Origin of the sequence: Sphingobium sp., from assembly GCA_035196065.1 — a bacterium.
Lineage (GTDB): Bacteria > Pseudomonadota > Alphaproteobacteria > Sphingomonadales > Sphingomonadaceae > Sphingorhabdus_B > Sphingorhabdus_B rara.
In genome coordinates this window covers 2,942,054-2,963,134 of record CP136575.1, presented here as the reverse complement: position 1 = coordinate 2,963,134, position 21,081 = coordinate 2,942,054, and the positions used below count along the sequence as shown (strand labels likewise).

The 21,081-nt window shown below is 57.5% G+C and carries 16 protein-coding genes; 12 read left to right on the top strand and 4 right to left on the bottom strand.

Annotated elements, in window-relative coordinates; all coding sequences use genetic code 11:
• Window positions 1-230: 230 nt before the first annotated feature.
• From RSE16_14260 to RSE16_14215, 10 genes are read left to right on the top strand one after another with little or no spacing between them, the layout of a single operon-like run.
• Complete coding sequence (locus RSE16_14260; GenBank protein WRH75845.1) at window positions 231-2,738, top strand: FAD-dependent oxidoreductase; 2,508 nt, start codon at window positions 231-233, stop codon at window positions 2,736-2,738.
• Window positions 2,739-2,742: 4 nt separating this feature from the next.
• Window positions 2,743-3,990: an aromatic ring-hydroxylating dioxygenase subunit alpha gene (locus RSE16_14255; GenBank protein ID WRH75844.1), complete on the top strand. Its 1,248-nt coding sequence runs from the start codon at window positions 2,743-2,745 to the stop codon at window positions 3,988-3,990.
• Window positions 3,990-4,325, top strand: coding sequence for a cupin domain-containing protein (locus RSE16_14250; GenBank protein ID WRH75843.1), 336 nt, complete (start codon window positions 3,990-3,992; stop codon window positions 4,323-4,325). Before RSE16_14255 ends, RSE16_14250 begins: the two co-directional genes overlap by 1 nt.
• Entirely contained in the window at window positions 4,322-5,575 is a 1,254-nt protein-coding gene (locus RSE16_14245) for a sarcosine oxidase subunit beta family protein (protein ID WRH75842.1), read from the top strand. Before RSE16_14250 ends, RSE16_14245 begins: the two co-directional genes overlap by 4 nt.
• Window positions 5,575-5,847, top strand: a complete 273-nt coding sequence (locus RSE16_14240) for a sarcosine oxidase subunit delta (protein ID WRH75841.1) — start codon at window positions 5,575-5,577, stop codon at window positions 5,845-5,847. Before RSE16_14245 ends, RSE16_14240 begins: the two co-directional genes overlap by 1 nt.
• Window positions 5,844-8,705, top strand: coding sequence for a glycine cleavage T C-terminal barrel domain-containing protein (locus tag RSE16_14235; GenBank protein ID WRH75840.1), 2,862 nt, complete (start codon window positions 5,844-5,846; stop codon window positions 8,703-8,705). The genes RSE16_14240 and RSE16_14235 overlap by 4 nt, the downstream gene beginning before the upstream one ends.
• Window positions 8,698-9,204, top strand: coding sequence for a sarcosine oxidase subunit gamma family protein (locus tag RSE16_14230; protein WRH75839.1), 507 nt, complete (start codon window positions 8,698-8,700; stop codon window positions 9,202-9,204). Before RSE16_14235 ends, RSE16_14230 begins: the two co-directional genes overlap by 8 nt.
• 18 nt (window positions 9,205-9,222) lie before the next feature.
• Entirely contained in the window at window positions 9,223-10,797 is a 1,575-nt protein-coding gene (locus tag RSE16_14225; protein WRH75838.1) for a BCCT family transporter, read from the top strand.
• The gene (betA, locus tag RSE16_14220) at window positions 10,790-12,457 is read left to right on the top strand and encodes a choline dehydrogenase (protein ID WRH75837.1); all 1,668 of its coding nucleotides are present in this window, start codon (window positions 10,790-10,792) and stop codon (window positions 12,455-12,457) included. Before RSE16_14225 ends, betA begins: the two co-directional genes overlap by 8 nt.
• Complete coding sequence (locus tag RSE16_14215; protein WRH75836.1) at window positions 12,436-13,818, top strand: FAD-dependent oxidoreductase; 1,383 nt, start codon at window positions 12,436-12,438, stop codon at window positions 13,816-13,818. Before betA ends, RSE16_14215 begins: the two co-directional genes overlap by 22 nt.
• Before the next feature lie 3 nt (window positions 13,819-13,821).
• Here RSE16_14215 and RSE16_14210 read toward each other — a convergent pair whose 3' ends face one another.
• Entirely contained in the window at window positions 13,822-15,180 is a 1,359-nt protein-coding gene (locus tag RSE16_14210) for a peptide MFS transporter (protein ID WRH75835.1), read from the bottom strand.
• 125 nt (window positions 15,181-15,305) lie between these two features.
• On the opposite strand from RSE16_14210, the gene RSE16_14205 reads away from it, so the two are divergent.
• Both RSE16_14205 and RSE16_14200 read left to right on the top strand, forming a co-directional pair.
• Window positions 15,306-16,295: a LysR family transcriptional regulator gene (locus RSE16_14205; protein ID WRH75834.1), complete on the top strand. Its 990-nt coding sequence runs from the start codon at window positions 15,306-15,308 to the stop codon at window positions 16,293-16,295.
• On the top strand, window positions 16,292-17,605 hold the full coding sequence (locus RSE16_14200; GenBank protein WRH75833.1) for a dienelactone hydrolase: 1,314 nt from the start codon (window positions 16,292-16,294) through the stop codon (window positions 17,603-17,605). Before RSE16_14205 ends, RSE16_14200 begins: the two co-directional genes overlap by 4 nt.
• On the opposite strand, the gene RSE16_14195 is transcribed toward RSE16_14200, so the two are convergent.
• Genes RSE16_14195 through RSE16_14185 form a run of 3 tightly spaced genes read right to left on the bottom strand, consistent with a single transcriptional unit; the run spans window position 17,602 to window position 21,081 of the window.
• Complete coding sequence (locus tag RSE16_14195) at window positions 17,602-18,093, bottom strand: hypothetical protein (protein ID WRH75832.1); 492 nt, start codon at window positions 18,091-18,093, stop codon at window positions 17,602-17,604. The genes RSE16_14200 and RSE16_14195 overlap by 4 nt on opposite strands.
• Window positions 18,086-20,821 (bottom strand): 2Fe-2S iron-sulfur cluster-binding protein, encoded by a 2,736-nt coding sequence (locus RSE16_14190; protein WRH75831.1) that lies wholly within the window; start codon window positions 20,819-20,821, stop codon window positions 18,086-18,088. The genes RSE16_14195 and RSE16_14190 overlap by 8 nt, the downstream gene beginning before the upstream one ends.
• Window positions 20,818-21,081, bottom strand: coding sequence for a sarcosine oxidase subunit delta (locus tag RSE16_14185; GenBank protein WRH75830.1), 264 nt, complete (start codon window positions 21,079-21,081; stop codon window positions 20,818-20,820). The genes RSE16_14190 and RSE16_14185 overlap by 4 nt, the downstream gene beginning before the upstream one ends.

Sequence of the window (21,081 nt, the reverse complement as noted above, 5' to 3'; positions counted from 1 at the left end):
CCAAATATTCAATTTGCTTTTGCGGCTCGATCAGGGGCGGCGCTTGATGCCGCGCCGGTTTGACCATCCGACCGCAATTGCCGTTCCGATGGCGGACCAGTCCCAATGACGCTGATCGCTAATGAATAATATTAGACTTTGAAATACAATCCCGATCCCGGGTGCATTGGGATTGATTGCTGACCCTTGTGCCTGACATAGCGCCCCCAACAAATGGACGGACGAAAATTATGAAAACAACGGCCCGGGCAGTGGTCATCGGCGGCGGTGTCGTCGGGGTAAGCACTTTGTATCATCTTGCCAAAATGGGTTGGGATGATGTCATCCTGCTCGAACGCAAGGAGCTTACATCCGGATCGACATGGCATGCGGCAGGCCTTTTGCCGCTGTTCAACCTCAGTTATTCGGTCGGCAAGCTGCATCAATATTCGGTGGGCCTTTATCCCAGTCTTGAGGCTGAGACAGGCCTGCATGCCGGGTTTTCCCAGGTAACCAACATAAGGTTGGCAACCACCCGCGATCGTTTGGATGAATATCATTATTATGCCGGCGTGGCGCAGACCATCGGCGTGAACGTCAATTTTCTGAGCCCTGAACAGGTCAAGGAAATCTGGCCGCTCGCCGATATGGACGGCGTGATCGGCGCGATCCAGCATCCCGATGATGGTTATATCCAGCCTGCTGATCTGACACAGGCCTTGGCAAAAGGGGCCCGTCAGCGCGGCGCGACAATTTACCGAAACACCACCGTTACCGCGATCACCCAGCAGCCGAACGGAGAATGGCTGGTTTCGACTGATCAGGGCGACGTTCTTTGCGAACATGTCATTTCCTGCTCGGGAAATTTTGCCCGACAGACCGGCGCGATGGTTGGCCTTGATATTCCCGTGATCCCGGTAGAGCATCAATATATCGTCACCGAACAGCACCCGGCGATCATGGAGCGCAAGCGTCGGGGCCTTCCCGAAATGGGCGTGCTGCGCGAATCCGACGCCAGTTACTATATGCGTGAGGAAGCGGGGGGTTTGCTGCTTGGTCCCTATGAGGTCGGCGCGCCAGCCTGCTATGTTGATGGCCCGGCCGCGAACAGCGAATATGAGCTGTTCCCCGATGCCCTCGAACGGCTTGAGCCCTATGTCTTGGCAGCGATGAAACGCGTCCCGGCCTTTGGCGAGGTAGGGATCAAGAAGGTCTATAATGGGGCGATTGCCTATACGCCCGACGGTTCGCCGATTGTCGGCCCGGCATGGGGCCTCAAGAATTTCTGGCTGAACGAAGGGCATAGCTTCGGGGTAACCGCTGCCGGCGGTGCCGGATGGCAGTTGGCCCACTGGATCGTGGATGGCGAACCGACCATCGACATGATGGGTGTCGATCCGCGCCGCTTCGGTGATTATGCAGGGCGGGGCTTCTTGATCGAAAAGAATGAGGAAGCCTATGCCAAGGTTTTCACCGTCCATTATCCGGACGAGGAGCGCGAGGCCGGACGGGCGCTGCGACGCACGCCTTGCTATGATCGCATGAAAGCATTGGGTGCGGTATTTGGTAGTGTGTTTGGTTGGGAACGGCCCAATTGGTTTGCGCCTGAAGGCTATGCGCTGAGCGAGGCAGACCTCGACAAGCCCGATGTGCTGTTGAACGACAATCACCCCGTGGTGGAGGGCGAACCCATCCGGGAAAAATGGTCCTTCCGGCGTTCAAATTATTTTGAGCATGTGGGCAATGAATGCCGCCATGTTCATGAAAAGGTCGGCCTTCAGGATATGAGCGCATTTGCCAAATGCGAGATATCCGGGCCCGGTGCGGAAGCCTGGCTTAACGAACTCCTGACTAATGCCGTGCCGCAAAAGGTCGGGCGCGTTACGCTATCCTATCTGCTGACAAGCAAGGGCGGCGTCCGGAGCGAGTTCACCGTCTATAAAATGGCGCCGCAGCGTTATTATCTGGTCTCGGCAGGCGCTTTTGAACGGCACGATCATGACTATCTGAAAAAGGCCATGCCGCGTGATGGCTCTGTCAGCTTTGAGCGGCTGACAACAGCGATGGGCGTACTTGTCCTTGCCGGCCCGCGTTCGCGCGACGTTCTTGAAAAGCTGACCGATACCGATCTGTCTAGCGCAGCGTTCCCCTGGCTGACCGGGAAGAAGATCAGCATTGGTCTGGCGCAGGTCGATGCCCTCCGTGTCAACTTCATAGGTGAGCTTGGCTGGGAAATTCATCATCCGATCGAGATGCAGAATTACATATTCGACCGGTTGATGGAGGCTGGTGCCGAATTTGACATAAAGCCGTTTGGAATCCGGGCGATGACAGCAATGGCTTTGGAAAAAAGTTACAAGCTGATCCCGCGCGAATTGTCTGTGGAATATTCCGCCTATGAAAGCGGATTGGACCGCTTCATCAGTCTCAAAAAGCCGACATTCCATGGCCGGGACGCCTTGCTCGCCTGGAAGGATGAGGGCTTTGCAAATAAATTGGTGACCATGGAAGTGCATGGGGTGACCGATGCCGATGCGCGCGGGTCTGAAGTCATTTATCTTGGCGACGAGATTGTCGGGCGGGCAACCTCTGGCGGCTATGGCTGGCGCGTCGGCAAGTCGCTTGCACTGGCGATGATCCGGCCGGATTTGGCAATTGAGGGTGCAGAGTTTGAAATTGCGATTTTGGGCTCCCGCCATAAAGCGACGATCATTGCAGATTCGCCTTTTGATCCTGAAAATGAGGCGTTGAGGAGTTAGGGTCATGTCCCATTTCGAATCGATCGCATCGCAGCTCGACATGGACCGCAAAGGCCATACCTTGCCGCGCGCGCTCTATGTCAGCGAAGAGGCATTCCAGTTCGACGTCCAGGTGATGCTCAAATCGGTCTGGCTTTACGCCTGCACGGGTGCCCATGTGAAAAAGCCGGGCGATTATTTCATCTTCGAGGTGGCGAATAATTCAATCATCATCGTGCGCGGGCGCGATATGGAAGTGCGCGCCTTTTGGAACAGCTGTCGCCATCGCGGCGCAAAAATCTGCCTTGAACAAAAGGGGTCTTCGCCACGGCTGATGTGTCCCTATCACCAATGGACCTATGGCCTTGATGGCAAGTTGCTGGCGGCCCGCAGCATGGCGGACGATTTTGCCAAGGCAGACCATGGCCTCCATTCGGTCGCGCTCGAGAATATCGGCGGCTTGATCTTCATCTGCATGAGCGACAATCCGCCACCAATCGATCGCGTAAAGGCAGACATTTCCGAGCAGATCGCTGTCTATGATGTCGAAAAGCTCAAGGTTGTGGTGCAGGATGATTATATCGAAGACGCCAATTGGAAGCTGGTGATGGAGAATAATCGCGAATGCTATCATTGCGATGTCGGCCATCCCGAACTGATCAGCGTGCTCGGTACTTACGGCTTTGGCAAAGGCCTTCCTGAAGATGGCGATGCGGATATTGTCGACGATAGCAGCTATGATGCGTTGGTCGCGGCCAAGCGGGAAGAGTGGAAGGCGCTCGGAATTGATCGCGATTTGATCGAATTTCCTGATGGCTGGTGGCACCGCGTCGCGCGGTTGGCGCTTGCCAATGGCGCCGTGACGCAGTCGATCGATGGCAAACTGGCCTGCCAGAAACTTATCGGGCCCTTCAAGGAACCTGAAACATCCAGTCTTTCGGTCTGGACACAGCCCAATAGCTGGCACCATTTCTGCTGTGACCATGTGGTGACTTTTTCGCTAACCCCCGTTTCCGCCGACAAGACGTTGCTGCGCACCAGCTGGCTTGTGCATGAAGATGCGGTTGAGGGCGTGGACTATGATCCCGACCATATCACCGCGCTCTGGCGCGCGACCAATGTGCAGGATGGTCATTTTTCGATGATCAACCACCAGGGAATCAACAATGATGGCTATGTCCCAGGGCCCTATGCCGTCGAGGAAAAGTTGGTCGAGGATTTCAAGGATTTCTATGTCGCTGCGGCGCGATCGGCTTTGAAGGAACTGCGTTGATGGCACCGCTTCCCGCGCATGGATCGGTCCGCCTGTCTGCCGGGCAATGGCAGATGGGTGAACGCCCCGGTGAGCGCATCCGCGCGCTGGTCGATGATCCGCGTGGCTATCGCAGCCTGTTGATGCAGGTTGCCCCGGGCCCATTGGGTGCGCTCCATGCGCATGACGAGATTGAGCAGATCTATGTGATCGAAGGCGACTTTTTCGATGATGACGCAAGCTATGGTCCCGGCGATTTCCTGCTGCGCATGCCCGGCACGATGCATCGTGCCGGCAGCCGCAACGGTTGCACGATGATGATTGTCTACACTCCCTTGATTGAGAACCCGAAGTGACCCGTTTCAGCGCTTTCAGCCTTTTCGCCAAAGCCCTTGGCGGCCATCAAAGCTGGCCCGAACAATGGCCAGACGCCGCCCCCAAACCCGCTTATGACGCGATCATCGTCGGCGGCGGCGGCCATGGCCTGGGGGCTGCCTATTATCTTGCAAAGAAATACGGGATCACCAATGTGGCCGTTTTGGAAAAAGGCTGGATTGGCGGTGGCAATACCGGGCGCAACACCACCATCATCCGGTCCAATTACCTTTATGATGAAAGCGCGCATCTTTACGACCATGCCGTCAAGCTCTGGGATGGCTTGAGCCAGGAACTGAATTACAACACCATGTATTCAAAGCGCGGTGTGATGATGCTCGCGCATAATGTGCATGATATCCAGAGCTTCAAACGCCATATCCACGCAAATCGGCTTAATGGTGTCGATAATGAATGGCTGACCCCGGAACAGGCCAAGGCCTATTGCCCCGCGCTCAATATCTCACCCGATTCGCGCTATCCTGTTCTTGGTGCGGCCCTGCAGCGCCGCGGCGGCACGGCGCGGCATGATACGGTCGCATGGGGCTATGCCCGTGCAGCGGCAGCCTTGGGCGTTGACATCATCCAGAATTGCGCGGTCACCGGTATCCGCCGCGACGCGAATGGCGCGGTCGAAGGCGTGGAAACCACGCGCGGCTACATCGCTTGCAAGCGAGTTGGCGTGTCGGCAGCTGGCAACACATCGGTGATCATGCAGATGGCGGGCCTCGATTTCCCGCTGGAAAGCTATCCGCTGCAGGCATTGGTATCCGAACCCGTCAAGCCGACCTTTCCCTGCGTCGTCATGTCGAACACCGTGCATGCTTATATGAGCCAGTCCGACAAGGGCGAGCTGGTGATTGGCGCGGGTACCGATCAATATGTCAGCTACTCGCAACGCGGTGCGCTGCATATTGTCGAACATACGTTGGCGGCGATTTGCGAAATATTCCCGATCTACCGCCGGATGCGCATGCTGCGCACATGGGGCGGTATTGTTGATGTGACACCGGATCGTTCGCCGGTCCTCGGCAAGACCCCTGTCAAAGGACTCTATGTCAATTGCGGCTGGGGAACGGGAGGCTTTAAGGCAACACCGGGGGCAGGCGATTTGCTCGCATATACGATGGCCAAGGATGAACCCCATCCAATCAACGCACCCTTCAATCTTGATCGCTTCCGCAACGGGCGGTTGATTGACGAAGCGGCAGCTGCAGCGGTGGCCCACTGATGATCCTGATCCATTGCCCCTATTGCGACGAAAAGCGCGCCGAGATTGAGTTCGCTTATGCTGGCGAAGCGCATATCGCCCGTCCCGTTGATCCCTCCACATACAGCGATGAGGAGTGGGAGCGCTATCTGTTCATCCGCGCCAATCCGCGCGGCCGACATCATGAACGCTGGCGGCACACCCATGGCTGCGGACGCTTTTTCAATGCTGTGCGTGACACAGTGACGGACAAGTTTGAAACCACCTATAAAGCAGGGGAGCCACGCCGATGAGTGGCTATCGCTTGACTAATGGCGGACGGATAGACCGGAGCCAGCCGCGCCAATTTAGTTTCGATGGCAAGAGCTATTCGGGTTTTGCAGGCGATACGCTGGCATCGGCGCTGCTTGCCAGCGGCGAGACGCTCTTTGGCCGGTCGTTCAAATATCATCGCCCTCGCGGTCTTTTAGCTGCAGGCAGTGAAGAGCCCAATGCGCTCATTTCTGTCGATCGGGGCCCCGGTAGATTCACCCCCAATCTGCGCGCCACCAATGTCGAAGTGCATCATGGTCTTTCCGCCGTGAGCCAGAACCGCTGGCCTTCGCTCAAGACCGATCTGGGCGCGATCAATGACAGGTTGGGGATGTTCTTCCCTGCAGGTTTTTACAACAAGACCTTCATGTGGCCGCGTTCTTTTTGGGACAAGCTTTATGAACCTGCGATCCGGCGCATTGCGGGGCTTGGCGATGCCCCGACCGAAGAGGATCCGGATACCTATTCTGCGACCTATGCACATACCGATATTTTGATCATCGGTGCCGGGCCTGCCGGCATTGATGCTGCGCTCGAAGCTGCGTCGACCAACAAGCGGGTCATGCTTATTGACGAGCAGAGTGAAGCAGGGGGCGGCGCCCTGGCTGACCCGTCGCTTTGGGCGTGGTTGGAGCGCAGCATGAAAGCGCTGAAGGAAGCGACCAATGTCACCATCCTGACCCGGACCACCGCTTTCGGCTATTTTCATGACAATTTCATTGGCGCGGTTGAAAGGCTGACCGATCATCTGCCCGACGCGGGTGATACGCCGCGCGAAAAGTTGTGGCGGATAAGAGCAGGCGAAGTGATCCTGGCTCAAGGTGCGATTGAGCGGCCCTTGGTGTTCGAAGGCAATGACACGCCCGGCGTGATGCTTTCCTCTGCCGCCAAAGTATTCGCCAACCGTTATGGCGTTGCGGTCGGCAAATCCGTCGCATTAATGGCTGTGCATGACAGTGGCTGGCATGATGTCTTCGCGTTGGCAAAAGCCGGCGCAGGGATCGCGGCAATCATCGATGTGCGGGCCGACGTCGATCCATCGTTGATCAAGGCTGCTGCAGAACTCGATATTCGGGTAGAGCTTGGCGCTGCCGTGATCGGCGTTGCCGGACGCCATTCTGTTAAAAGCATTGAGGTTGCATCTACCTCTGGTTCCAATCGACAGAAAATCGCCTGTGACGCGCTGCTGATGGCAGGCGGCTGGACGCCAAGCGTGCATCTCTGGTCGCACAGCAAGGGCACGCTGAAATGGCGCGATGATTTGGGTGCCTATGTGCCCGATCAGCCCAATGAAAATGTTCGCTGCGTCGGGGCTTGCGCAGGGGCTTGGAATTTCGGCGATGGCGAAGTGATCGATATGTTGCCGACCCCGAAAGACCCGGCACGGATCAAGGCCTTTGTTGACTTCCAGAATGATGTGACCGCCAAGGATATTCATCTTGCCGTGCGCGAAGGGTTCCGCTCGATTGAGCATATCAAGCGCTACACCACCAATGGCATGGCGACCGATCAGGGCAAGACATCCAATCTCAACGGCCTGCAGATTGCATCTTCGGCACTGGCAAAGCCCGTGGTCGATATTGGTCTTACCACCTTTCGTCCGCCCTATACGCCACAGACCTTTGGGGCGTTGGCGGGTCATGCGAAGGGGCCGCTGTTTCAGGCAACGCGCACAACCAATATCGATCGCTGGGCGGAAGAAAATGGCGCAGTCTTCGAACTGGTCGCGCAGTGGCGGCGCGCCCGATACTTTCCGCAAGCCGGCGAGGATATGCACGCAGCGGTAAACCGCGAGTGCGTTGCGGTGCGCAACAATGTGGGAATTTTCGATGCCTCGACCTTGGGCAAGATCGAAGTGGTCGGGCCCGATGCGGCCGAGTTTCTCAACCGCATGTACACCAACCCCTGGAAGGCTCTTGAACCCGGGCGATGCCGCTATGGGCTTTTGCTCAAAGAGGATGGTTTCATCACGGATGACGGCGTGTCGGCGCGCCTGGCCACTGACCGCTTCCACCTGACCACGACAACGGGCGGCGCGGCGCGGGTGCTCAACATGATGGAGGATTATCTCCAGACCGAATGGCCCGACCTGAATGTCTGGCTGACCAGTACGACCGAGCAATATGCGGTAATCGCTTTGCAAGGGCCGATGGCGCGCAAGCTGTTGGAGCCGCTGGTGGAGGGAATTGATCTTTCCGCCGAAGCTTTCCCGCATATGGCGATCCGCGAAGGAACGATCTGCGGAATACCGACCCGCCTGTTCCGCGTGAGCTTCACCGGGGAATTGGGTTTCGAAATCAATGTGCCTACCGCCTATGGCCGCGCGCTATGGGAACGGTTGATGGCCGAAGGCGCACAATATGGCATCACGCCCTATGGCACCGAGGCGATGCATGTGCTGCGCGCGGAAAAAGGCTTCATCATTGTCGGGCAAGATACCGATGGCACGGTGACGCCGCAGGACGCAGGCCTCGATTGGGCAGTGGGCAAGAAAAAGCCGGATTTCGTCGGCAAGCGCTCCCTCGCCCGTCCTGATATCGTTGCTGGCGGACGCAAGCAGCTTGTTGGGCTGTTGACTGAAGATCCGAACATCGTTCTGGAGGAAGGCGCACAAATTGTAGCCGATCCCAAACAGGCAATCCCGATGACAATGATCGGCCATGTCACCTCATCCTATTGGAGCGAGGCTCTGGGACGGTCGGTTGCGCTTGCGCTTGTGGCGGGCGGGCGCGACAAAATGGGCGAGACGCTTTACATCCCGATGCCGGACAAAACATATAAGGCTAAGGTCAGCACAATGGTCTTTTATGATCCTGAAGGAGCGCGGCTCAATGTCTGATCTTTTGACCCGCACTGAACCGGTGCCGACAGAGCCGTTCGTCACAGCGGATGTGAAAATTAGTCTTGCCCCGCCTATGGCGCGATATTCGCTTCGCGCGCGGCAGGTACAGGCGCTGGAAACCTTGCTCGGTGTGAACATGCCGAAAAAGATTGGCGCGACTGAAGGCGGCATCATCTGCCTTGGTCCGGATGAATGGCTGTTGCGCGGGGGTGCGGGAATGAAGCTTGCCGACGGCAGCGGATTGCCAGTCGCAATCACTGACGTCAGCGAACGGTCTATCTGCATCACGATTGAAGGCGCCGCCGCTGCGGCCTTGCTGATGGCCGGTTGCCCGCTTGATCTTGAACAGTTCGCAGTCGGCAGGGCGACGCGGACGATTTTTGAGACGGTGGAAATCGTCATCGTCCGCGAGACAGAAAACCGTTTCCAGGTCGAAGTCTGGCGCAGCTTTGCTGATTGGCTCTGGACGGCGCTAACAACTGCTGCAAGCCATTGACCAATAAGGGGGGGGAAGATGACTGACTGGGCGAGAAAAATTGATCTGGGGCGCTATGGTCAATCAAACCGCACCTGGTTGGGGATGACGGTCAATCCTGCCGTATTCTTTCCGATTGCCCTGATTTCGCTCTCCGTCATCCTGTTCAGCGTTATCGCGCCGCAGTCTTCGGCCGATCTGTTTTCTTGGTTGCGTGCATCGGCGGTATCGCAGTTCAACTGGTTTTTGTTGACGGTTGGAAATCTTGTTCTTCTGTTTTGCATCGTCGTTGCGCTTTCACCGCTTGGGAAAATCCGGCTTGGGGGCAAAGATGCAGCGCCGGAATATTCCCGGATGGCTTGGTTTTCGATGCTTTTCGGGGCGGGCATGGGCATCGGGCTCGTTTTTTACGGCGTCGGTGAACCGGTCACGCATTTCACCTCTTCATTGGCCGGTGGCCCGGCCGCACCTCTGGGTGGTGCTGCCGGCGACATTGATGGTGCACGGACCATGGCAATGGCTGCAACGGTCTATAATTGGGCACTCCATCCTTGGGCGATTTACGCCATTGTAGGCTTGGCGCTCGCTGTCTTTTCCTTTGATTTCAAGATGCCCTTGTCGCTTCGCTCGGCCTTTTATCCTTTGATCGGCGCACGGGTTTGGGGACGTGCGGGCGATGTTATTGACGTGCTTGCAGTGTTCGCCACACTCTTCGGTCTCGCTTCGTCACTGGGGTTGGGCGCGAGCCAAGCGATGGCGGGTATTACCTATCTCTATGGCATTCCCAACTCGACGCTGGCGATTATCGCATTGATTGCGATCATGGCCTTGGTGACATTTTTCTCGGTACGCGGCGGAATTGACAAAGGCATTCGTTTTCTGAGCGAAGTCAATATGTGGGTCGCCCTTGGCCTTATCATCTTTTTGCTGGCGACGGGTGCAACCTTGGTGCTGCTCGGCGATATCTACCGGAACCTTGTTGCCTATATTCAGTTGCTGCCGGCCTTCTCCAATGTCTTTGGTCGTAATGATACAGGCTTTTATAATGACTGGACCGCCTATTATTGGACTTGGTGGATCAGCTGGTCTCCCTTTGTCGGACTGTTCATGGCGCGCATCTCGATTGGCCGCACCGTGCGCGAATTTTTGGCGGGGGCGTTAATCGCGCCGACACTGCTGTGCGTCCTGTGGCTAACGGTTTTCGGGGATGGAAGCATCGCGCAGATCGTGTCGGGTAAGCTACCCGATTTGGCCAAGGCGCCGCTTGATACACAATTATTCCTGCTTCTGGGATCGTTGCCATGGGCAAATATCACGTCCTTCGTTGCGATCTGCCTGATCCTGATTTTCTTCATCACGGGCTGGGATTCGGGCACGTTGGTCATTGATACTATGACATCGGGCGGCCGCACGGATACCCCGCTGCGGCAAAAGGTTTTCTGGCTTTTCGCCGTCGGGGGTATCGCGGTGGTGCTGCTGGTATCTGGCGGACTGATTTCCTTGCAGGCGGCGGCGATTGCCTCTGGATTGCCGCTAGCCTTTGTTTTGTTACTGATATGTGTTGGCACGCTTAAGGGGCTGTTGGCACTCCATCGCGTTGGCCAAGATGGCTGATACTGGCAGCTGCGATTATATCATCGTCGGCGCCGGTTCTGCAGGGTGTGTTCTGGCCGACAGGCTGAGCGCGGACGGGCAGCATAAGGTCGTCCTCCTCGAATATGGCGGAAGTGATCGATCGGTTTTTATTCAGATGCCTGCGGCACTGGCCTATCCGATGAACACAAAGCGTTGGAATTGGGGTTATGAAAGCGAGCCCGAGCCGCATCTGAACGGCCGCCGATTAAACTGCCCGCGCGGCAAAGGATTGGGTGGTTCGTCCTCGATCAACGGGCTGGTCTATGTCCGTGGCAATGCGCTCGATTTTGAACGCTGGAAGGATGATGAGGGGGCGCAGGGTTGGGGTTATGCCGATGTCCTGCCCTATTTCAAACGCGCCGAGGGCAGGGCTGAGGGCGGCGATCATTATCGCGGCGAAGATGGGCCGCTTTCGACCAGCTATGGCTCACTCAAAAATCCACTGCACCAGGCATGGTTCGATGCGGCACAGCAAGCCGGATATGAACTAACCGAAGACTATAACGGATTCCGGCAAGAGGGTTTTGGCCGGATGGATATGACCACACGAGACGGCACGCGCTGCTCGACCGCCAAAGCCTATCTCTATGGTGCGCGCAAACGGTCCAATCTGCGCGTCATCGAAAAAGCGCTGGCAACGCGCATCCTTTTTGAAGGGAAGCGTGCGGTTGGCGTTGAATATGAACGCAGCGGCCAGCGGCATCAGATTCGCGCAACCCGCGAAGTCATTCTGTCCGGTGGTCCGATCAATTCCGTACAGTTGCTCAAGATTTCGGGCATTGGTCCGGCAGAGGAGTTGCGTCAGCACGGTATCAAGCTGATCGCTGACCGTCCGGGTGTCGGCGCAAATCTGCAGGACCATCTTGAATTCTATTTTCAAATGGCCTGCACTCAGCCGATCACGCTGTATGGCAAGGCAAACCTTCTCGGCAAGGCGATGGTGGGCGCGCAATGGCTGTTGCTGCGGTCGGGCGAAGGTGCGTCCAACCAGTTTGAAAGCTGCGGATTTATCCGCAGCCGCGCCGGGATCAAATATCCCGACATCCAATATCATTTCTTCCCGATGGCGATCAATTATGATGGCTCGTCACTCGCTAGCGAGCATGGCTTTCAGGCGCATGTCGGACCGATGAGATCCAAAAGCCGGGGAACGGTGACGTTACGCAGCGCCGACCCGCATGATAAACCCAAAATTCAATTCAACTATATGAGCCACCCTGACGACTGGGCAGAGATGCGGGCCTGCGTCCGCCTCACGCGGGAGATATTCCAGCAGCCAGCCTTCGCGCCCTATCGCGGTCGCGAAATCAAGCCCGGCGCCGAATGCGTGACCGATGAACAGATCGATGCCTTTATTGCAGAGCATGTTGAAAGCGCCCTCCATCCCAGTTGCACCTGCAAGATGGGAGATGCGAGCGATCCGATGGCGGTGGTCGATCCGGAGTTGCGCGTGATCGGTGTGCAGGGGCTGCGCGTCGTTGATAGTTCGGTCATGCCCTCGATCACTACGGGCAATCTTAACGCGCCGACGATCATGATCGGTGAAAAAGCTGCAGATCACATCCTCGGCAAGCCGCTGCTGCCGCCCTCAAACGCGCCCTATTATGTCGCGCCTGAATGGGAAACCCGCCAGCGATGACGCAAATCATCACCGAACCAGCCCGCCAGATAGAGGTCATCCGTGAAACCGACGTACTCGTCGTCGGTTCTGGACCCGGCGGTCTTGCCGCTGCTCTTGCGTCAGCGCGAGCCGGGGTGGAGACCACGCTCCTCGAGCGCTATGGTTGCTTTGGTGGGAATATCACCCAGGTGGGGGTGGAAGGTTTCGCCTGGTACCGCCATCCGCAAACGATCGATAGTGAAGGCATTGGCCGCGAGTTCGAAGAACGGGCCAAGGCCATGGGCGCGGCGATGCCGGAGCCGCAATCGATCAGTCACAGCCTTGATGCTGAAGGGTTCAAGTTCGTTGCCGATACGCTGGTAGAGGAAGCCGGCGTGATCCCGATGCTGCACCGCATGTTCGTTGCCCCGATCATGGAAGGGGATATGATCAAAGGCGTTATCGTGGAGAGCAAGGCAGGCCGGGAAGCCATTCTGGCCAAGCGTGTAATCGACGCGACTGGCGATGCCGACATTGCCTATCGCGCCGGAGCGCCTACCCACAAGCATCCGGTTGACGAGATGATGTCCGTCTCGGTGATGTTTTCGATGTGCGGGGTAAACAAGACGCGCTTCATCGAAGCGGTGAAGTCCGATCCGCAAACCTATGGTGATTGGGCCGTGGGCGGTGAATGGGAAGTGATTACCGGCGGCAAGGAGGATGAGATGTTCTCTCCCTTTCTGCGCAAACCTTTTCAAAAGGCGCTGGAGGCCGGGCTGATCCCCGAAAGCGTCAAGACCATGGCGGGTACTTGGGGCACGGTTTCCGATCAGGGCGACCTCACCTATCTCAACATGTGCCATCTCTATCTCGACGGTACGGATCCGGATGCGCTGACATATGGCGAAATGGCAGGTCGCAAACAGGCGATGCATGCGATCCACGCGCTGCAGGCCTTCATGCCCGGCTGCGAAGACGCCAAACTGCGCAATTTCGGAATGACGCTGGGCATCCGCGATACCCGCAAGATCGACGCGGCCTACAACATGACCGCCGACGATGTGAGGGAACAGGGGCGCTTTGAAGACAGTATTGGCATTTTTCCGGAATTCATCGACGGCTATGGCTATCTGATCCTGCCGACCACGGGCCGCTATTTCCATGTGCCTTATCGTTCAATGCTGCCCAAAGGGGTGAGAAACCTGATCGTTACAGGGCGTGTGATCGGCGGCGACAAGGTCAGCCATGCAGCCGTGCGCAACATGATGTGCTGCGCGGTGGCAGGACAGGGCGCGGGCGTGGCGGCTGCGCTTTCGGTAAAGTCAGGACGCGACTTTAACGACGTCGATCTGGTTGCTGTGCAAAGCGAATTGCGACGGCAGGGCGCGCGCATCGCCTGAAAATTAGTTGCCTGCCGCTAATCCGTTCGTCAGCGGCTTGCGCAAAAGCAGGATGATTGCTGCACCGGCGAGCGCAATCGCTGCATCCATGGCCCAGAATGTTGCCGGGTCCATCTGGTCAAAATAGCTGCCGACCCAGCCTGCAAGCGTGTGCCCGACAAAGGGCGACAGAAACGCGACGCCCATCAGTGTTGACGTGACGGCTGGCGGCGCAGTCCGGCTGACGAGCGCCAGTAATGTTGGCCAATAATACATCCATGCCAGCCCCATGATCAGCCATCCGGATATGGCCCAACCCGCTGATACGCTATCCGGTTCAGTTATGCCCATATTACCATAGGCAAAGAGCAGGGCTGCAAATCCGACCAGTGCAGTGCCAATCCCGATCTTGGTGATACTGGGCGGTTCGCTTTCCCGTCTGGCTTGCCAAGCCCAAATGGCCACCAAGAGGGGTGCAAAGATGATCGCGCCGATTGAGTCCATGGCCGCGAACCAGCTGGAAGGCATTTCGCCCATTGGCGTGGCCAGATTCACATATTGATCAACCCACAAAATTCCGATGCTCCAGACCATTGGATAGGCGATTTCGGCCGGAATGGTGAGCAGGATAACGAACAGAAGGACATAGATCCGCCGCCGCTCGGTGGGGGATAATGGTGCGGCTGTTTCGCGCTTTTGCGCTGCCGGCCGGTCATGGGGAAGATGGCGTTGGCCGATTGCGTAGACGGCCAATGCGACAAGCATCAATATGGCGGTAACGGCAAAGCCGGCGTGCCAGCCATGGCTTTGGGCGACCAGCCCTGTCACCAGCGGTCCGCTTGCCGCGCCGATGCATATCCCGGCAGAAAAAATCGTATAGCCGTGCGAGCGAAGTGACTCTTCCTCCTGCGGGTACAGCGCGCCGACCTGTGCCGAGATATTCCCCTTGAGGAAGCCAGAGCCGAGGATCAGCAGCAGCAACGCCAAAAGGAAGGAGGAATAGAAGGACATCGCCAGATGGCCGGCACTCATCAACACGACACCTATCATCACCGTGCGCTTGGCACCGAGAAGCTTGTCGGCGACCCAGCCGCCGAAAATCGGGGTGAAATAGACCAACCCGGCATACCAGCCATAGATGATCGATGCGAAAGCGATGTCCGACATCGGTCCGCGAAACTCGAAGAAGGCGCGAAGCCCGGCAAGCCCGATCACCTGCGCGGAATTTTCAGGAAGGAGAAGCTCCTTCACCATGTACAGCATCAATAATGCTGACATGCCGTAAAAGGAAAAACGTTCCCACATTTCTGTGAAGAACAAGTAGTAAAGACCCTTGGGATGGCTGCCTATTTGGCGCGAAACCGCCAGTTCAGTCTTGTCCAAAATCCCCCCCTTTGGGTGCGGTGCTGACCGCATCCTTGTGCCACCTCCGCGAAAAATTTCTAGCATTATTGTAACCATGATTTAGATATTAGAAAATTTGATGCTGCGACTTGGAGCCGGAGATTGTGAAGCTACCGCAGGAATTCGATCTGCATGCGATTGAGGTTTTCGTGCTGACTGTCGAGCTTGGTGGCATGTCGCAATGCGCGGCGCATCTTCAGGTCACGCAATCTGCGATTTCCCAAACAATCGCCAAGCTTGAGGCTAGCATTGGTGCGTTATTGTTTGATCGGACGATGCGGCCCATGGGTCTGACAGCAAGCGGCAAATCGCTGTTTGCACGTGGGCACGCCCTTATCGACCAAGCCCGGTCCACATATGATGCGGTCCGCGAACGAGCCAACCTTCCGATTTCAAGCGTTACGATGGCAATGTCGTTCAGTCTTGCGAACCTGCTGACCGCGCCGATCCTGCGCGAGCTGGGCGGACGGGCCGAGCATTGGAACATGCGTTCTGGTATCTCTAGGGAACATCAGGGCGAATTCCTCGCCCGCGATATCGATATGCTGCTTACCGGCAGCTTCAATCTGGAACATAGCGGATCGCTGGAACTGCATCCGGTGTTTGAAGAGAGCTTCATTTGCGTGTTTCCGCAAAACTGCCGCGAATCCTTCAATTTAACCAACATGCCGCAAATTCCTCTCATCCGCTTTTCACGCCTGACCGGTATGGGCCAGCAGATTGAACGGCAGATTGTCCGGATGAAGTTGAAGCTGCCTCAAGTCATCGAAGTTGAATCGTCACACCAGCAATTGGCATTGGTAGCGGCAGGCCTTGGCTGGACAATCACGACGCCTGCCTGTTTGGCGGCCGTATTTGATCTGCATCCATATTTGCGGCCCGAGCCTATGTCGCGAGGGCGCTTTGCACGCCAAGTTCAGGTTGTGGCCCGGGCAGGGGAATTGGGCGATATTCCCAAGCTTACCGCTGCACTATGCCAGCGCGTGCTGAGCAGTGATGCCTTTATTCGAACGATTGAGAGTTTCCCGTGGATCGAGCAACAGCTGGCGTGGCCGGTGGTTGTTCGCGAAGATATGGATGTACCAGCACAATGACAAAGATGCTTGCCTGCCTTGCGGCATTGCTGCTCGCCATGCCGGTCAATGCGGGGGCAACTGGCACGGTTCCAAGCAAACCCGGTATGGACGCACCCGAACTGGCTGCAGTCGGGCTGCATCAGGTTGGTTTTCGCGCACTGACATTGGTTCATCGCGGACAGCCCGATGTTGAATCCAATAAGGATGCAACGGACGGGGTTCCAATTCGCGACCGGAAACTTGTGGTCGACCTATGGTACCCAGCAATTCATGGTGCGCGCGCCAAGCGCGTCACTTATCGTGCCCAACTTCCCGGAGAGCCGCCACAGGCACCTGTGGCAGTTACACAGGCTGGTCTTGCAGTAGTCGGTGCAAAGCCTGTCGGTTCAGGGCATCCGCTCATCATTGTGTCGCATGGCTATAGCAATTCGCCGGCTGTGATGACGTGGTTGACCGAAAATCTGGCGTCCAAAGGTTATGTTGTTGCGGCAGTCCATCATGCTGACCCCAACCCCTATGTCGCTCCAGCGCATGTCAGGGCTGCTCCCAATTTCAACCGGCCCCGTGATCTCGCCTTTGTCGCGGCACAGTTGCGTATGACATTGGGGGAACAGATTAACCCCGAGCAAGTAGCGCTGATTGGCTATTCCCAAGGCGGATTTGGCGTGTTGACCGCCGGGGGTGCCAGCCTTGATCCGGACCATCCGGAAATAGACATCGTTGCGGGAGGTTGGCTTAAGGCCCAGGCAAAGGGAGGCGAGCAGGCCAGAGACATCGTCATTCCCGGCGTCAAAGCCATTGTCGCACTCGCGCCGGCAGGTGGCGGTGCACGAAGCCGGTGGGGCCAGGATGGCCTGCAAGAACTTACCATGCCGTTGCTGTTCATCGCCGGTGATAGCGATCCGGTCGTCGGTTATGAAAATGCAGCCAAGGCATTTTTCGAGCAGACGGCGAATAGCGAGCGATATCTGCTGACCTACAAGCAGGCAGGCCATGCGATCGCGCTCAATCCTGCGCCTGCGGAGATGCGCGGGTCGCTGTGGGATATAGACTGGTTCGAGGATCCGATATGGCGGCAGGATCGGATCAACGCGATCAATCTGCACTTCATCACTGCGTTTTTTGCCGTGCATTTGCGTGGCGATGATGCCGCCAGGGCTTATCTTGATGTGCCTGTGGAAGAGTCCGACCGAGGCGAATGGAATGCGCCGGCGGGAACGCCGTGGGGGGTGTTCAGCCCCGGCGGGGAAGGCGTTACCCTATGGAAGGGATTCCAACGTCGCCATGCGCGTGGGATGATATTGCAACATCGAAAACCGGCACATTAGAGGCAGAGTGTCTCTGCGGCCTCATTCCAGAAAGCAAGCAGCGCTGTGCTGAAACTCAACGGGACATAGGCATCGCAGCAATCCTCGCTCACGACGTGCAGCCTTACATTGACATGTTCGATGATCGTTGCGGCGCTGCAGCCTGCAGCGAAAGCTGGGTTTTCGGCATCGAAGACGCCGCCTTCCATCAACAATGTGCGCCATCCCGGACCTGAGAGGCGGACGCGGACGATGCCGCCACCGATCGAGGTCACTGCGCCGTCGTCTGCCAAGACATCCGACAATGCAGAAACATCCCCCTCGACCAACCACACTGTCGGTTCCATGCGGATCATGCGCAAGGCATCCGTACCGTCTGAACGACCGGTTCCAGGCAAGGCAAAGCCAATGGCAGCCTTGAAACGCCGGGCCACGGCCTCTGGGTTGCTCCAAATTTCAAACGCATGCAGCGGCTGAGCCGGAAGCGGCGTGATCGTCACGTCAGTCACGGTAACGTTCCCCTGCAATGTCGTAGAAGTGGGGATGGGTCACACGCACTCGTGCCTTTTGCCCCCGGGTCGGTGAAGTGGCGATCAATTCCTCGCCATGGCGGTTGAAACCGTCGGCCAGCTGGCCGAGCGCGATCGAGCCGCCACCCAGCGCGCGCAAACCAGCCGCACTGACATGGCCTTGCGGGGTCGCGCCTTCATTGGGAACAAGCATCGATCCTTCGGCAATGGTGCCTTCGATTGCCTCAAGCCCAACCAGTTGTGGCCGTCCCGGCGCAGACAGCGCCGGACGCAACAGGCCTGATGCCCCGATAAAACCACCTGCCTTGTTGAGCATCTTGTCGATGCCAAGATCGTGCGGCGTCAACCGCCCGTCAATTTCGGTGCCCACGACCATGTGCCCCTTTTCGATGCGCAGGAAATCCATCGCGTCCATTCCGAACAGGCAACCATCCTGGGCGTTGACCGCTGTTTCGCAGGATTCCCAGACGGCGTTTGCGTGACTTGCCTCAACATAGATTTCAAACGCCCGCTCGCCGCTATAGCTGGCAGCCAGAACGAGTACCGGAACGCCTGTAATCGTTGCCGGAACAGTCGACATGTGGCGCGGCGGTTCTTCGCCAATCAGTTCTGCGAGGACCGATTTTGCCTTCGGCCCGGCAACCGCCATTCCGGCATAATGTTCCTGAACATTGACAACCGAAACGCGCATATCCGCGCACAAAGTTTGGCGGACATAGGAAAGGTGCGTCGCCATTCTGTCTGCGCCACCAGTTGAACTGGTCAAAAGATAACGGTTTTCCTGCAGGCGCCAGATTGTACCGTCGTCGAATACAAAGCCATCTTCGCGCAGCATGAAGGTATAGCGTCCGCGACCAACGCCGAGTTTGCTGACGGTGGTTGCGCAGATGATTTCCAGAAAGGCTGCCGCATCCGGACCGCTGATTTCAAACTTCGCCAGCGTCGACACGTCGGTCATGCCGACAGCGGTTCGCACCGTTCGCGCTTCACGTATCGCGGCTTGAGGCAATGCCTCCCCATTTACAGGATAGGCGCGGGGGCGGAACCAATAACCGAGGGGCTGCCAAATCGGCTTCTTTGCCGCATGGACATCATACAACGCCAGACGGCGGACATGCGCGCCGCCGTCCTTTGCCGAAGGACCGGCGAGAAGCCCCATCGTTACCGGCGTGTAAGGCGGTCGGAAGGTCGTAAGTCCCGCTTCTGGAATGGCCACGCCCTGCCGCTCGGCCAGCCGCCCGAGCGCAGCCATGTTGCTTGTTTTGCCTTGGTCGGTGGCCATGCCCAACGTGGTATAGCGTTTGAGATGTTCGACCGAGCGATAGCCCTCAGCCCAGGCCTGATCGACATCGGCAAGCGTCACGTCATTCTGGAAATCGATGAAGCTCTTTTTGGGATTCCCCGCCGGAGTGACGGGAAATAGCGGTGCCGGATCGGCAGCCCCACCAATAGTGCTGACATTTTGGCGCGATTTCGCCGGAACAAATGCCTGAGCAGCTTCATTCCAATCGAGTGTCCCGCCTGCCTGCATGTGCAGGTGCACCACTGGGGTGAAGCCGCCCGATACCGCACACAGGTCTGCGCTCCAGCTTTTTGGCTCGCCATTGACCAGCGCGGTCACCTGCCCAAGGCGGTTGCCGCTGCCCTTGACGCAGAGCGGCACGGCATCATTGTACACCAGAAATCCGCATTCCGCGCCGGCGGGGGATGGGCGTGCGTCAAGGATAGCAACGATATCTGCACCGGCCGCGTGCAAGGCATGCGCTGTGTGATAGGCATCGTCATTGTTGGTCGCTATCACCACGCGCTTGCCGGGCACAACGCCGAAGCGCTGCAAATAGGTGCGGACTGCCTGCGATAGCATGACACCGGGCCGGTCGTTGTTGGTAAAGGCGATCGGACGTTCGATGCTGCCCGTCGCGAGGATCACTTGCCCGGCACGTACGTGCCAGAGCCGTTGTGCGACGCCGTTGGGCGGGACTTGCCCCGGTTCCGCGATCCGTTGCGTCAGCGTGACCAGATCATGTTCCCAATAGCCGGAAGCCGTGGTGCGCGTCAGAATCCGACCGCCTGCTGCACGGATGCGCGCGGCGGTCGCTTTGATCCAGGCGGTGTCCAGCTCCTGTGGGTCACGGATCAAAGACGGACCTAGGATACGATCCTGTTCGACAAGTATCACCCGCTTGCCTGCCTCAGCTGCCTCAAGCGCAGCCTTCAGTCCAGCAGGGCCCGCACCGACAACCAGAACGTCGCAAAATGCCGACCGCTGGCTGAAATGATCGGGGTCGGCCAAAGTCGGAGCATTGCCAAGTCCGGCAGCCTTGCGGATGAAATATTCATAGAACAGCCATTGCTTGGCTGATCCGAAAAAGGTTTTGTAGTAAAAGCCGGCTGAGAAAATCGGAGCAGCCAGCCCGAGTATCGCGCCAATGTCGAACGAAAGACTGGGCCAGCGGTTCTGGCTTGTCGCCACCATGCCTTCATAAACAAACACGTCGGTCGCCCGGGTATTGGGCTCGGCACGTCCGTCTGTTCCGACGGTAACAAGCGCATTGGGTTCTTCTATCCCTGCTGTCATGATCCCGCGCGGACGGTGATATTTGAAGCTGCGACCGACAATCGCTACGCCGTTTCGCAACAGCGCCGCCGCCAGGGTATCGCCCTCCTGCGCTTGATAGGTTTTGCCATCGAACATGAAGTTGATCATGGTAGCGCCTCCGGGCCAACTGCACGAACGGCGCTAATCTCGTTGGTTACCCGATGTCGGGTGATCACCATCCAGGCGCGACAACCATAGGTATGGCGCCAGATTTCTTCATCCACCCCGCGCGGATTGGTGCGCGTGAACAGGATCTGCATCGCTTTAGCTGGTTCGGCGTCGAGCGGTGCGACGGAATCGACGGTGCGTTCATAGGCGAATTCGGCTTGATCGCGCGGTCCGCAATGGGGGCAAGTGATCTGCATCAT